At 53.9% G+C, this 12,731-nt stretch carries 18 protein-coding genes; all 18 read right to left on the reverse strand.

Annotation, left to right across the window (positions count from 1 at the left end):
* Positions 1–55 precede the first annotated feature (55 nt).
* A complete protein-coding gene (locus AC6I8R_RS11415) occupies positions 56–349 on the reverse strand; it encodes a hypothetical protein (protein ID WP_497832270.1) in 294 nt (97 codons plus the stop codon).
* Between the two features lie 141 nt (positions 350–490).
* Complete coding sequence (locus tag AC6I8R_RS11420) at positions 491–868, reverse strand: hypothetical protein (protein WP_497832271.1); 378 nt, start codon at positions 866–868, stop codon at positions 491–493.
* Complete coding sequence (locus AC6I8R_RS11425; protein ID WP_497832272.1) at positions 865–1,077, reverse strand: hypothetical protein; 213 nt, start codon at positions 1,075–1,077, stop codon at positions 865–867. Before AC6I8R_RS11425 ends, AC6I8R_RS11420 begins: the two co-directional genes overlap by 4 nt.
* 304 nt (positions 1,078–1,381) lie before the next feature.
* The gene (locus AC6I8R_RS11430; protein ID WP_497832273.1) at positions 1,382–2,152 is read right to left on the reverse strand and encodes a DUF6246 family protein; all 771 of its coding nucleotides are present in this window, start codon (positions 2,150–2,152) and stop codon (positions 1,382–1,384) included.
* Between the two features lie 50 nt (positions 2,153–2,202).
* Positions 2,203–2,946 carry a phage tail tube protein gene (locus AC6I8R_RS11435; protein WP_497832274.1) on the reverse strand — a complete coding sequence of 248 codons (744 nt, stop codon included), beginning with the start codon at positions 2,944–2,946 and terminating at the stop codon, positions 2,203–2,205.
* Between the two features lie 24 nt (positions 2,947–2,970).
* Positions 2,971–3,354 (reverse strand): phage tail termination protein, encoded by a 384-nt coding sequence (locus AC6I8R_RS11440; protein WP_497832275.1) that lies wholly within the window; start codon positions 3,352–3,354, stop codon positions 2,971–2,973.
* Entirely contained in the window at positions 3,351–3,791 is a 441-nt protein-coding gene (locus AC6I8R_RS11445; protein WP_497832276.1) for an HK97 gp10 family phage protein, read from the reverse strand. The genes AC6I8R_RS11440 and AC6I8R_RS11445 overlap by 4 nt, the downstream gene beginning before the upstream one ends.
* Positions 3,792–3,793: 2 nt before the next feature.
* Positions 3,794–4,144, reverse strand: coding sequence for an uL10 family ribosomal protein (locus AC6I8R_RS11450; RefSeq protein ID WP_497832277.1), 351 nt, complete (start codon positions 4,142–4,144; stop codon positions 3,794–3,796).
* 170 nt (positions 4,145–4,314) lie between these two features.
* Positions 4,315–4,692: a DUF7370 family protein gene (locus tag AC6I8R_RS11455; RefSeq protein ID WP_497832278.1), complete on the reverse strand. Its 378-nt coding sequence runs from the start codon at positions 4,690–4,692 to the stop codon at positions 4,315–4,317.
* A gap of 2 nt (positions 4,693–4,694) precedes the next feature.
* On the reverse strand, positions 4,695–5,009 hold the full coding sequence (locus AC6I8R_RS11460; protein WP_497832279.1) for a hypothetical protein: 315 nt from the start codon (positions 5,007–5,009) through the stop codon (positions 4,695–4,697).
* Between the two features lie 40 nt (positions 5,010–5,049).
* Entirely contained in the window at positions 5,050–6,081 is a 1,032-nt protein-coding gene (locus AC6I8R_RS11465) for a major capsid protein (RefSeq protein ID WP_497832280.1), read from the reverse strand.
* 12 nt (positions 6,082–6,093) lie between these two features.
* Positions 6,094–6,537, reverse strand: a complete 444-nt coding sequence (locus tag AC6I8R_RS11470) for a hypothetical protein (RefSeq protein ID WP_497832281.1) — start codon at positions 6,535–6,537, stop codon at positions 6,094–6,096.
* Entirely contained in the window at positions 6,537–7,964 is a 1,428-nt protein-coding gene (locus AC6I8R_RS11475) for a DUF2213 domain-containing protein (RefSeq protein WP_497832282.1), read from the reverse strand. The genes AC6I8R_RS11470 and AC6I8R_RS11475 overlap by 1 nt, the downstream gene beginning before the upstream one ends.
* A gap of 66 nt (positions 7,965–8,030) precedes the next feature.
* Positions 8,031–8,330, reverse strand: coding sequence for a hypothetical protein (locus tag AC6I8R_RS11480; protein ID WP_497832283.1), 300 nt, complete (start codon positions 8,328–8,330; stop codon positions 8,031–8,033).
* 35 nt (positions 8,331–8,365) lie between these two features.
* On the reverse strand, positions 8,366–9,265 hold the full coding sequence (locus AC6I8R_RS11485; protein ID WP_497832755.1) for a phage minor head protein: 900 nt from the start codon (positions 9,263–9,265) through the stop codon (positions 8,366–8,368).
* A 58-nt stretch (positions 9,266–9,323) separates the two neighbouring features.
* The gene (locus tag AC6I8R_RS11490; protein ID WP_497832284.1) at positions 9,324–10,754 is read right to left on the reverse strand and encodes an anti-CBASS protein Acb1 family protein; all 1,431 of its coding nucleotides are present in this window, start codon (positions 10,752–10,754) and stop codon (positions 9,324–9,326) included.
* 12 nt (positions 10,755–10,766) lie between these two features.
* Positions 10,767–12,239, reverse strand: coding sequence for a phage terminase large subunit family protein (locus tag AC6I8R_RS11495; RefSeq protein ID WP_497832285.1), 1,473 nt, complete (start codon positions 12,237–12,239; stop codon positions 10,767–10,769).
* Complete coding sequence (locus AC6I8R_RS11500) at positions 12,226–12,705, reverse strand: DUF2280 domain-containing protein (RefSeq protein ID WP_497832286.1); 480 nt, start codon at positions 12,703–12,705, stop codon at positions 12,226–12,228. Before AC6I8R_RS11500 ends, AC6I8R_RS11495 begins: the two co-directional genes overlap by 14 nt.
* Between the last annotated feature and the right edge of the window lie 26 nt (positions 12,706–12,731).

Consider the following 12,731-nt stretch of genomic DNA (forward strand, 5'->3'; position numbering starts at 1 on the left):
CCGCGCATAAAAAAACCCCGCCGAAGCGAGGTTCACTATTTATTAATTCACCATGTCAGACCTTTGATTTGCTGACTATGTATGACTGCACTTTCCCATTATAAGTTTTAACACTCAACACTTTTGCGTCAGCACCGAAAGCGCTACCGATGCTGTATGACCACATAAGAACCTCGTTACCATCAGAATCAACAGTGGTTGTCGTCGGCTCGCCAAACATGGAAATAACTTCTTGTTTCGTGGTCACACCTTTCTGGACATTTGCCAACTTTGACTCATCAAAATTAGTGCCTACATATACGCATCCAGCAAGCGCTATAGACAGCATCGCAATAAACAGTTTCCTCATATCCCTGTTCCCATCCGTAAAGTTAGGACCAATCCTAACATGAGGAAGGCGCAAGAGGTCGCAAAATAGAGGTGGGGTAAGATACAAAAAAACCACCGAGAGGTGGGTCTAATGTCCGCTGCAATCAATGCATGAAGGCAATTAATTCACGAACAATTCGTATTTGTCATTTGTAAAAAACGGGTCTTTCCTCATCACCGTCATCACGGTGATCTTCATCCACGGCTTGCCGTGCTTTCTTGTCAGCTCAACACCACATGGCAAATTGATTTTTGTTTTGTTGCATTTCAGTACGAAGGTATCACTTGTGGAGTAGCCCGACACAGTTTTGGCGTGTGCGGCCTTGAACTTATTGAAGATATCTTCAAGTTCTCTGAGGGTTATGGCGGGGTTGTTCCTCTGGTCATTTACTCTGTCAAAAGAGAAATGACCAGAAAAAGTTATCTCTATGCAGTCAGTCTCAAGGCTGTCATTAATTATCGCCTCAAGATCATCCAAACCTTGACGCGTTATTGTCATAGATAATCTGCCGTTAAACGTTCTAACTGCTCATTTAACTCTTCATCAGAGTAGGCGTTCACTGTACCAACGTGCTTGCTTTCGGCAATCGTACCGACACGAACGTCAAATTCTTGGTTATCAAAGCTGTCAACAATCACACACTTATCACTTTCTTTAAAAAAGAAAGATGCATAGTTCTGCTTAACCTGCATGTTAAATTTTGTCATGATTGTTCTCCTTAGCCGAGACTATTGGAGTCTGCGATAGCTTTAATAGTAGATGAAACAGTCGCCAATGATTTCTCATTTTAGAGCAAAATCTGCTCGTTTTTTTGGATGACTGATGCCGTAAACTTGGTTGCATCAACTCATGGCGCCTTCTGCGTTGTTCAAGAAAACCACAAAACATACATCCTGAGCAACTCCCTTTTATCACTATATCGGCAACTTTCGTCCAAAACTTAGCCTCTTCTCGGATCAGTAAACCTTAAACCCATGCGATATTGCCAATCCGATAGCATCCATCAATGGGTCAATCTTCCGCACGTATACCGGGCCTATAAATGGTCGTGGTGAGTTTTCCAGCCTTAGCCAACTTTCTTGCCTTCTTAGCCAGATAGTCATCTGCTACTTTGTCGTATTCCTCGCGAGTGAAGCCCTTCTGAACGGGGTACTTCATGGCGATCATCATCTGAAACTCAGTCATCGTGAGTTGTTCGGCTTCACGGCGGCTGATTTCGAAGTGGTTGCGCGCCGCGTTGATGTACTCAAGCGCGCTGAACTCAGTCGAACCGGTTGATGATTCATGCCGCTGGAGGCGTCGCACCTTCGCTTTACCAATCAGGCCATGAACAATTAGCGATCGCGCGACCGTTATCATGTCTGCCACCGGGAGCTTTCCGGCGCGGTAAACGAAAGCCCATTTGCCACTTTTGCTGGGTATGAGTTCGCCGATCAATGGAGTGGCGTCCCGGTCACAGCATGCCTGGATAACAGAATACGCAGCCATAATGGTTCGCTTGGCAGACATTGCGCTGCACAGTTGCCGCAACAGCCACTGCTGATCGTCAACCTTTCCAGTCATCGCCGTGTAGAGGATGCGCATTGACGCTGAAACGCTACTTAGACGTTGAATCTCGGCAACTATCTTTCGAGCCACGCTATCATCGAACAGATCATGAAAGGTGGTCACAATTTCTTCTGGTGAACCCAACTGCGTCATTGCAATAAACGAAGGTCTGAAAAAGAAATCCTGATCGCCATCGCTTATCAGGCACTCGCCAATTTCCTTCAAAGGTGTCATCGCTCTCTCCATAGTCATTATCAGGGGCAGCACGCCACCCCTTGTAATGATTACGCAGCGGTAACAGTGATTACAGAAGTGGATGTGAATCCGCCGTCTGCGGTCGTTGCAGTAATGGTGGCCGAGCCTTCTGCAACGCCTGTCACCAGGCCGGAAGAGTTCACCGTGGCGATCACCGTATTGGAGGATGACCAGGTTACTGCCGGGTTGGTTGCATCTGAAGGCGCGACAGTCGCTGTTAACTGAGTGGTAGCACCTTCAGCAACTGATGCGGAAGACGGCGCAACGGTAACACCGGTTACTGGCACGTCTTCAGGCGTGTCATATGCCTGAATAGTGGATGCATCACCAACTTTAAACTCGGTTGAGAAGGTTGTGATGTCGTTGGTGCCGCCGTCTGAGCTGAGCGCGGTGATCACCATATAACCCTGGAAGGTGACAGGACCGAATTCCATACGAACCCAGAGGCCAGGCTGACGCTTAGCAGCAAGCTCAGTAGCAAAATATTTGATGAATTTGCCAACACCATACTGATCCAGCTTATCCTTTTTACGCACTTCACCTTCAAAGCTGATAGTGAAATCGGCATTGGTGATAATGCTCTCAACATAGCCACCGCCATCATCCGCATCACTGGTTGTGGCGTTTGGGTTGAAGTCAAAAGTTTTGCTGGTGCCTGCCGCCAGCGCCTTCCATTCTGACTCGACAGGAACTGTATCGCTGCATCCGTCGGCAACTTCAAGCACAACCGCGCCACCGAACAAACGTTCGTTGCTGTTCTGGCAATTTGCCATGAGTAATTCCTCTTTGACGTTTAACTAATCGCCGTAGGTGGCGACGAACTGGAGCCGATAGACCAGGCGGCCTTCGGTTGTAAGAACGGGGGCCGGGATGCCGCCGAGGTTTTGCAGATAACCAACGCAGTTGTCGGTCATGGGGTTTTTCTGGACATAATCGATTATGGTCTGCATGGCAGCGTCGGCAGCACTGTTACCGCCTTTTGCACCTACCACATCGACCATCACGTAATACTCGCTGCCGAGGTCATGCTGGATTGATGAACCACCATTAGGGCGAAACACCATAAATGCTTCAGTCAGCTGTCCTGTGTCGTTCCACACCAGCAACTGCGGCGTGAATCCAGTCAGTAACCCGGCATCCTCAAAATAATTGCGCACCCGCGTGTGCATTGGAGGGTTCAAAGTGATAACTCCTTCCTGACAACCCGATCAACATCATCCCTCGCCTGCTCGCCCCCTTTGGTAAGGAAATGAGGTTCTGCATGCGGATCCCAGTAATTTCCAGTACCGGAGCCGCCACCGAACTCCTTGCCGTCTCGGGTCTTGCCGAAATGCGCACGCGGCTGCCCTTTGAGTTTCCCGGATGCGTTGTGGACATAAAGCGCATAGTTGGCGGAATAACCAACCCGTCCGGTGATCCGCGTTCCGTTAACGATAATCTCGCGAAACTGAGAATTGAGAAGCGTGGAGGTATCAACCGGGGTGATGATTGCTGCCTGTGCGGCAATAACGAGGTTCGCCGACTGTAGGGCGCGGGGAATTTTCCGCGTCTGTATATCGTCGATAAGGCGATTCAGGGCATTAACGCTGTTTGCCACACCTCTGATCTTGATACCCATATTCAAGCTCCAGTAATGATCGCGAAATCATCGGCCAGACGGTCAAACGTATCCGCATATCGAATGGCCTGCATTATCTCATCGGCACCGGCGGCAATCGGATCTGCGCCTGTCGATACGCCGATCAGGATGTAATCGCCGGTATCGGCCAGTGCGTATTCGGTCCAGATGGTATTTTTCACCACCTTCTCGCCGCCAATATCGCCGACACGCTTTGACAGACCGCCCTGATAATCACAAAAGATGACCAGCGGTGCGGCAAACCCGAGCGGATCACCGTATTCGTTCTGGCCTTCGAGCTTTTTCCAGATGGTCGCCTGAGCCGTGTATGACCAGTTAGCCAATGACGACATATCAATGTCTCCAGCTGATTACAGTTGGCTTTTCAGCAGCGATACGGCTGCAATTTATTACCCATTCACCGCGGCTATTCACATAGCCGGTTGTTTCCCGGCCAGTGGACGTTTTGAGCCATACGCGTTCGAATGGTTTGGGCAGTTGAGAGGCTGGTGTCCATTGCATATCAACCACCCAGCACCATGAAAAAGCCAGCACTCTGCCCGGCGGAAATCGGTAGTGACGCGGTGCAACCCGACGTGTCGGCAAGTGACAGGGCTGTGCCCAGGTTGGCAAGCCCCTCATCGTCATAGTCGAATGACCGCGAAGCACCAGAAGGTGCGCCCTGAGATTTGATGCGCCGGGCACCGGATGACGCTGACATGAGAGCCACGGAATAGAGCTTGATCAGCGTCTGCGTCGCGTCGTCATAACCGGCACCTTCCAGACACGCATCAATACCGTTTGCTTTGGTAATGAGCAGATTAAGCACCGAGTCCGGGATAGAGTAGCCCAGCTCAGCCAGGTACGCTTTCGCATCTGCAAGTGTGATCTGGGCTGCCATCGTTAGCTATCCTTTTTGGTTGCTGCTGTCAGTGCTGCGACCGCTTCATCAGCGCGTTTGGTCTCAGCTTCCAGCTTAGTATTGGCTTCCGCCAGGCTGGATTCTGCTGTTTCAGCACGCTTCGTCAGCGAGGTGATCTCAGCTTTCAGCTTTTTTACGTCAGCTGAGCCGGGCGTTGACACTTCGAAAGCATCAGCCGAAACAGGCGTCGCTTTGCCCGCCAGCCAAGCAGGCAGCGTTGCACCTTCGTACACCTCACCCTTTTTCAGCTCATGGCTGTCATGGGTCAGGATCCACTTTTGTTTTTCTTCAGGCATATGCCCTCCGCAAAATGAGTGGGGCCGAAGCCCCGGTTAATCAGGCTTTGGTCAGTTGGACGTATCCGGCCTGGCCTTCGGCATCGTGCTTGAACTGCGGAGCAGCAGCGGCCAGTACGGTAAAGACATAATCGTCTTCCGGATTCTGGCGTGCTTTCGGGCGCATGGTCAGCGGCATACCGTTAAGGATCTGCACCACATCGCTGCGCTTGACCACACCAAGCAGCTCGTTCGCCGGGACTCTTGAGGCCGGAACCAGCTTCTCAACGCCGGGAATTTCCATGATCCGGGTGAAGATGGTTTTGGGGTAGTTGACGGCATAGTCCGTGGTGGTGGTGTAAAACCAGTCTTTGTAATTCAGGTAGATGGTCACCGGCGCATAGAAGTTGTTGTCCTGCAAAAGACTGATCAGCTCTTTGATGGCCTCAACCCATTGCGCACCGGATGCGCCGTTCAGATCCAGCGCAGTCGTACCGGTCGCACGATTCGGCGCGGTACGCAAACCAAAGATTTTGGCACCACCGACGTTGATATTGGCATCGCCGTTCAGCGCCATGTCCTCCAGCTTCTCAGCGACTTTGCGCTGATGGTTAGAGATAGCGTCGCTGTCTAGCGAATAGCCTTCAGTCTGCGCCGCCAGCATCTGACGCCAGCCGAATGACAGCTCACTGTCGATAATCGGCAACGGCGTGCCTTCATAGTCCATGACCGGTTGATCCGTTTTGGCTTTGCCGCGACCGTCCAGGCTGACGTTCACATCACCGGAATCTGACAGCGTCATGAAGTAGTGGATAAGCTTGCCGAGGGCCATCGGGCGGGACACGCTGGCGGCCAGGTCATTGAACACTGCCAGCACATCGCGCTGAACAGTGATCGCCGAACGGTCCCACTCTCCCCACACATCCTTCGGGAGCACCGAGGCATTGCCGACCAACTGGTCATACGCGATGAACTGGCCGTTGGCATCATTCATCGCGAAACCATGCGCGACGGCCATGTTGCGCTGCATCATGTCCCAGCGGCGGCGGGCATTGAGGATCAGCTTTTGCTGATCAACAGTAAACTTAAGCATTCTGTTTATTCCTTAGGCCGCAGCCGGTTTGGTATAGGAGTTAACGATCACCACGTCGGCAAAACCCTGTGCGGTCAGCGTGCGGGCAGCTGCTTCGTCAAAGGTGGCAACCACAATGTCGCCTTCGGCTGCCGCAGCGAATACACCACCCGCACCCACGGTCAGCTCCTGACCAACCGTGTAAGCGGCGGCGGCCAGTTGCACGTAATATTCCTGATCAACTTCAACACGGTATTGCACGCCGGTTTCGCTGGCAGCATAGGCTGTGTTGATGTCCTGACCGTAGAAGCGGCGATTACCCAGGATTAGCAGGCGACCGGTCGGGTCAGCTGCGACAGTGACACCGCCGGTGGTGTTCTTCTTCACCACTACACCGGGCTGGTAAGCACCAGCGACCGGCAGGTTAAGGGTTTCCGGTTCGCGCTCGACCGGGCCGCGATAAATGACATGAGGCATTATTTATTCTCCTGATCCGTACCGGTGTTGAGGTCATAGTTCGACCACTGGTCGTTATCCTGGCTGTTCTGGTGGAAACTACCGTTGAGGCCGTGCGAGGTCTGGCACTTCGCATACATGCCATCCAGCGCTGCACCGTCCATCGCATTTACGGCTGCATCGTCCAGGCCAAACTTAACCTTCACGGCAGCGCGCTTAACGACCTTTTCTTTGTCAGCGTTAGCTGTCAGGCCGCTTTCGATGCTGGTCAGTTTTTCGGCAAACGGAGCAAACCAGGCTGGTGCCTGATCGCTGTTGTTGGTGGGGGCCGATTTTTTCTTCGGCTTACCGGTGTCCGGATCGAAGTCATCGCCGTCACCGCCTTTTTTCTGTGCCGCTTCATCCGCCTTCATCTGGTTGTAGGCATCCAGCAGTTCAGCTTCCGATTTGCCCTCGGTCGGCTTACCGGCGGCTTGCAGCGCGTTGATAATCAGGTCTTTCATCGGATTAATTTCTCCGTTGGTTTTAATTTCGTACTCAGTGGGTTTGCGCACGACTTCTACAGGATTGCCAACCAGCGTCGCCGCGCCGTCAGCCATGAGGTACTTCTGGTCGAACAGCTTGCGCGTAACGCCTTCGCCGTCCTGTTCGTAAACGAAATGATCCGGCCAGACGCTGACGATGTAGCGCCACGTCTTATCGTCGGATTTGATAGCCATGCGCAGCGCCTGGTAGATGTCGTCGAAGGACATAGCCGCTGCGTTGCTGAAGAAGAATTTCACCTTGTTCCAGATGCCATCCTGGGTGTTGTTGGCCGCCTCAGTAATGCTGGCGCTCTCAACCTCGCCCTGTTCACCGTCGGCGTTAACGAACATGCCCACGCCTTCTGCTGGCGTGCCAGCGCCCGGCTCATCAAGCAGGATGGCAATGTGGTCGAAACGCATGTTGCGCGCGATCCACGAATGCTTTTTGCCCTTCGATTCGCCCGCTTTGGTTTCTTTGTTGGTGAGCAGCCCGGTGGAAACGTGGATCGGGTCAGTGTTGGTATTCGCCACCATGCCATCGAGGCGTTCAATCAGGCGCTTGCCGTCCGGTTTGGACTCGGCGACCGCCTTGTTGACGTAAACGTCCATCACGACTTTGTCACCGGACTTGCTGACGTTCTGTGCCCACGCGCCAGCGTGATACTTGTTCACGGCGCGCGGGTCGTTGGCGCTGACATAATTGCCGTCTACCTTCGGGTGCGACAGCGGCATCAGCTTGCCTTCCATCGACTGGTAGCTGTTGTTAATCTCCTCCGCCGGATACAGGCCGCCGTTCATCACAATGTCGTCGACGATCGGCACCACGCCACGAATGACGTAATGCTCGGCACCATCGATGGTGGTCGTTGAGATGTTGGAGGCATTAATGGCGAGGGATTTAACGTGAATGCTGGATAGCTTCAACGTTACGTCCTCATTGGTGGATTTCAGGCAATAAAAAAGGCCGCCGGGGCGACCTTGATGTGGAATTTAGATCCACTCACTTTTATGATAATAAGCTCTATCAATTAATCCTACATGAGTGAACTTATTGTCGAAATCTAGTCGATAATCAAATGGCTCTATCCCATCACCTAATTTCACTTTCTGCTTCAACGGAAAGTTCTGAAGTAATAATTGCAGTTTTTCCATCGTGATTTTTTCATCAGACCCTTCGTTCAATAAACGCAAAACTTGGTCTACTTCAGAAAGCAGATAATCACCTTTGGATTGCTGCCTGATGTTAAATAAAACATTGAACACATCTCTCGCAAAATCCTCGCTGTTCATAGTAACGCCCTATTTAATATGGCATTTCAAGATAACTATTGTTGCAAAGAAGTCCACTTTTTCCTCTCTTCCGCGAGCTTTTCAATCATCCCCCGGTTCACTATCTCGCCGTCGTCGTCGAGCAATACGGGTATCTGGGAACAGTAGCAGTTATAGCGGTTGCCGTTCTCAGCATAGAACTGCTCAACCTCTTCCGTGGTGTACGTCTTGCCGTGCCGCGAGGCGTGCCACGGGCGCGTGGTGGGCTTCAGTGCTGACATCCAGAGCATGGCGGTATTGAGTCCCAACCGGTCCCGCGTCCACTCTGTTTCGTTGCGCTGGGCTTTACGCAGCGCGCCAACCTGCTCAGTTTGGGCAATAGTCAACGCTTTCGACATGGAGACATCAAGGCGTTTGCTGACCACCTGCGCGGTTCCGATTGGGTTCACACCGCGCGCCACTGCATCAATCACAATACTCGCCAGATCACCGCGCGCCGCGTCGCTGATGCTTTTCCAGTCGCTGTAAGTAGACAAAGCTGCCGCTGCCACCTGATTCTGGTATGCCGGGCTGCTCAGCAACTGCGCCAGCGTCGTCTGCTGGGCGTAGTAATCGGACTGCCTGGACAGATTGTTAAACGCCTCAAACGTGCCGCGCTCAAGCTCCTGTTCAACGTAACCGGAAGCCCAGAAATCATTCTGGCCGCCTGCCAGCAGGTGATTATCCAGAATTGCCTGCATCAGATTCAGCATCTCGTAGAGCTGCTGGTTCGTCATGTCGTAGATGTAGGCTGAAGCGTTGACCTGGTACAGAGTCGGCATGTCACCGTTCTGGTGGCAGAGGAAATGCCACTGGTGCGAATTACCCTCGCGCTGCCGCCCTGTCAGGTGATGATCAAACAGCGATTTGAGCGCCAGCTTTATCTGGTAATACCGTTCCTCAATGTCTCGGGCCATCTTGCTGACTGACTTACCCGACATCGTAGGGTCAATGCGCGACCTGGGGATCACCGGGCTACGAGGCTTCCTGTTCATCGTCGTCACCGCCGAGAGGGTCGGGACGTTTGGCAGGTGGTTGGTTGTCATCGATATCGTCCAGTTCCGGATCTGGCTGCAATTCGCCCTGCGCGCGCACCTCGTTGCCGCTGATGGCTGAGCGGCCCAGCGCATTCGTTGTTTTGACGGCGACATCGGCCATCGCGCTCATGTTGGCAATCTTCTCGGACTGGCTCGGCGCGAGTAAATCGGACCAGCCAACCGTGATTTCGCCTGATGCTGGCGCAGGCACAATGCCCAGCGTCCAGAAGCGCGTGACAATATCCGTTATGAAATCAGTCAGAGGGCCATTCCGGCGAGACATCCGGGTTCTGGCCCAGCTCTTGCCGTCCTCGGTTGAGGCGCGTTCACCGGTCTGCATGCCCACCAGCTCTTTCATCGGGATCGGCACGGTGGCGCACCATTCGCTCAGTGCAGTTCGCCATGTCGGTTCGGGGTCGGCAGCGGCCACCGAAAGCACCGAGGCGGTCCCTTCCTGCATGAATGTTGCGCTGTCGGTGCTGTCGTTGAGTCGGCGAACCTGATTATCCAACGCATCGGACAGCTGCCCCTCGGTCACGCCAAGGGCTTTAGCCAGCGCGGCAAAGTTCGTATCCTTGCTGAAACTGAAGTTGAGCTGGCGGCTGGCGTTCTTCAGAAAGCCTTCTGATGCGCCACCGCTCACCTTCTCAATGTCCAGCAGCTTGTTGAATCCATCCTCCAGCATTGACCGCCCGGACGTCATAGCGCCATCTTCAGAGCCTTCGGCGAGGATAATCACGCGGTCGGGGTGCACATTAATGACGCGGCCCGGACGCGGATCACGGTTGTTGCCAACCGGCAGTTCGACGAATGAATACATCTTCACATCGCCGAATGTCTCGCTTTGCTCATCGCTGTCCCATTCAATCGGCTCAATCTGCGCTTCCCATGCCGGGATCAGTTTCACCAGCGCTTTCTCAGCCAGACGGCCAACAACGGCTGTGTCGACCTTCTCACTCCATGCTTTGTTGTCTTTCACCTGGATCAGCAGCGCTGAGTAACGCCCCACTAGGTTGCGCCGGTCAGCGCCTTTAATCTGCTTCCAGCAGCGTTTCAGCAGCTTATTGATCCGCTTATCCCACGGGGTAAGTTTGGTCGCATCCTTGGTGTCATCGCCTTCATACACTTCCGGGGTATCTTCCCAGCAGCCATCAATCATGCGTTGCACTGATGCTCCGGCGATCGCGTTACGTGAGTAGGCGCGATAGAAATCATCGAAGCACAATTCAACCGGGTAGCCGAATTCCTGATACAGCCGCTGGCGCTTCGTGTTGCTGGTGCCGCCGTAAAGAGACGACAGATATTTGCCCCGCTCCTTTTCAAGGCTGGCATTAGCGGCACGCTGTTGTTTCATCTGGCTTTCGTTCACTGGTGTCCTCCGTCAGCGCGAGCGCACCAACATGCCAAGAGATTGTGGTTCTGATAGTTCGGTAAGGGCATAAACAGCGGCGTCGAGCCGGTCAGGTGATTTCTTCGCGGTCGCTGGCACGTACTCCATGAACTGGTTTTCAACCTGATACAGGCTGCCCCGGTGCGCTACCCGCCCCTGCGCATAGAGCGCGGAAATGGGTTCGGCGCGGGCAAACTTGCCTTTGCTGGCGTGCACGCGAATGACGCGGCCAGAGAATCCAGCGTTGCGCAGCGTGTCTTCCGCCATGTCGCCGCCCTGGTTGGTTTCGATGACAATCGCATCTGCGTTGTGTTGCTGATACGCCTCAATCGCGCGCGTCGCCCAGCCGTTCGGCGAGTATTTGCCGCTGTAGTCGGCGTCGAGGCTGTACTGGCGCTCATCACCGCTACCGTACACGCTGGCAACTGCGATGCCGGATTCGTCGCTCTCCTCGCTGTTGGTTGCCTGTGGATCGATGGCAACAACGGTGCGTGCGAGTTCCTGCGTGATCCGCATATCATGCGCCGCGCTGATCATCTCCTCATTCCATAGCGCGCCCTCGGCGTTGAAACGCTTCGGATTCTGCATGTACTGCGCCTCGGCGGTGCGCCGGTGCGAGAAGAGTGAAACGCGGTGCGATTCGTTATGCTTGAACGGCCACAGCCAGCCATCAGGCAGGCCGTGGTCAATCGGTATGGCGTGGGTGTTGTCCGGGTATATCTCGGAATAGCTGCGGCTGTTGTCGATGATCACCGGCAAATTGAGGTGATGCCACATTTCGCCGCTGCCACCGCGCAGCAAATACCCACTGAGGTCGTGATAGTGGATGCGCTGCATAATCACGATCATTGGCGTCGTTTCGACGGCCAGTCGTGATTTGATGGTTTCGTTGAAGCGGTCGTTAACGCCGCCGCGTACGGTATCGCTATATGCATCATCCGGTTTTACCGGGTCATCAATGATCAGCGCGCCCTGCCAGCCTGGTTCCATATGCCCGGCGCGAAAGCCGGTAACCTGCCCGGCTGCCGATGACGCATAGACGCCACCGCCAAACTCATTCCACCACATGGCCTTGCTGTCTGCATCATCGCGCAGATCCATCGGCCACATGCCCTGGAAGGCACTCGATTTAATCATCCCGCGCGCAGTCGATGAGTTGAGCAGCGCCAGATTGTGCGAGTACGACAGATGCATGAAGCGGGCGCGCCGGTTAATCGCCAGCCCGCGCCCCATCATGTTGATGGTCGCCAGCTCAGTTTTGGTATAACCGGGCGGAACGTTGATAACAAGGCGCTTAATCTCGCCATCAATGACGCGATCGAGCGTTTGCTGAATCACCTGGTGATGCGGCGCAACAATCATCTTGCCGCCGGTGCGCTGCTTGAAGAAGTAGCGGGCAAAATACATGCCGTCCTCTTCACACTCTATCCGGCGCGCGAATACCTTTTGCTCAGCAGTCGTCATCCTCCATCATCTCCTGCCGGGCGGATTTGTAATCCTCTTTGCTCATGGTGAATGTCTGGATAGCGCCGCCATCTTTGCCGGTGTGCTCCACTTTCTGCCGGTTGGTGAATGCGTCGCCGCACTCTTTGGCCGCCTGCTCAATCAGTTGGGCGGTCAGCGCGAAGTTCTTCATGCCTTCAGTGCGGGTCGCCATGCGGTCGAGTGCTCGCAGCCGGTACGCCTTATTGGCGATCGGGATGTCGGCTAATTCAGTCTGGAAGCGTTCGCGGGTTGCGTTGAACATGACAACCCACTTTTGCGCCAGTCCTCGCCCGTTAACCTTTGTCGGGTCGTGGGATTCGACCTGCTGGCGGCTCACGGCGATCCCGAATTCTTTCTTGACGGAATCAACCACCGCTGAAGGGGTATCAAAGCAGGCCAGGGACTGGACGATGAAGGCTTTGACCTCACCTTTCAGTGTCGCCATTGGTTACCTGCCCGTCATAAACAGTC

This window comes from Pantoea sp. X-Soil-OKNW-713 (assembly GCF_059730685.1).

Coding starts and splice junctions, on each gene's coding strand:
- AC6I8R_RS11415 (WP_497832270.1), bottom strand. CDS start 349: ATGAGGAAACTGTTTATTGCGATGCTGTCTATAGCGCTTGCTGGATGC.
- AC6I8R_RS11420 (WP_497832271.1), bottom strand. CDS start 868: ATGACAATAACGCGTCAAGGTTTGGATGATCTTGAGGCGATAATTAAT.
- AC6I8R_RS11425 (WP_497832272.1), bottom strand. CDS start 1,077: ATGACAAAATTTAACATGCAGGTTAAGCAGAACTATGCATCTTTCTTT.
- AC6I8R_RS11430 (WP_497832273.1), bottom strand. CDS start 2,152: ATGACACCTTTGAAGGAAATTGGCGAGTGCCTGATAAGCGATGGCGAT.
- AC6I8R_RS11435 (WP_497832274.1), bottom strand. CDS start 2,946: ATGGCAAATTGCCAGAACAGCAACGAACGTTTGTTCGGTGGCGCGGTT.
- AC6I8R_RS11445 (WP_497832276.1), bottom strand. CDS start 3,791: ATGGGTATCAAGATCAGAGGTGTGGCAAACAGCGTTAATGCCCTGAAT.
- AC6I8R_RS11450 (WP_497832277.1), bottom strand. CDS start 4,144: ATGTCGTCATTGGCTAACTGGTCATACACGGCTCAGGCGACCATCTGG.
- AC6I8R_RS11455 (WP_497832278.1), bottom strand. CDS start 4,692: ATGGCAGCCCAGATCACACTTGCAGATGCGAAAGCGTACCTGGCTGAG.
- AC6I8R_RS11460 (WP_497832279.1), bottom strand. CDS start 5,009: ATGCCTGAAGAAAAACAAAAGTGGATCCTGACCCATGACAGCCATGAG.
- AC6I8R_RS11465 (WP_497832280.1), bottom strand. CDS start 6,081: ATGCTTAAGTTTACTGTTGATCAGCAAAAGCTGATCCTCAATGCCCGC.
- AC6I8R_RS11470 (WP_497832281.1), bottom strand. CDS start 6,537: ATGCCTCATGTCATTTATCGCGGCCCGGTCGAGCGCGAACCGGAAACC.
- AC6I8R_RS11480 (WP_497832283.1), bottom strand. CDS start 8,330: ATGAACAGCGAGGATTTTGCGAGAGATGTGTTCAATGTTTTATTTAAC.
- AC6I8R_RS11485 (WP_497832755.1), bottom strand. CDS start 9,265: ATGGCCCGAGACATTGAGGAACGGTATTACCAGATAAAGCTGGCGCTC.
- AC6I8R_RS11495 (WP_497832285.1), bottom strand. CDS start 12,239: ATGACGACTGCTGAGCAAAAGGTATTCGCGCGCCGGATAGAGTGTGAA.
- AC6I8R_RS11500 (WP_497832286.1), bottom strand. CDS start 12,705: ATGGCGACACTGAAAGGTGAGGTCAAAGCCTTCATCGTCCAGTCCCTG.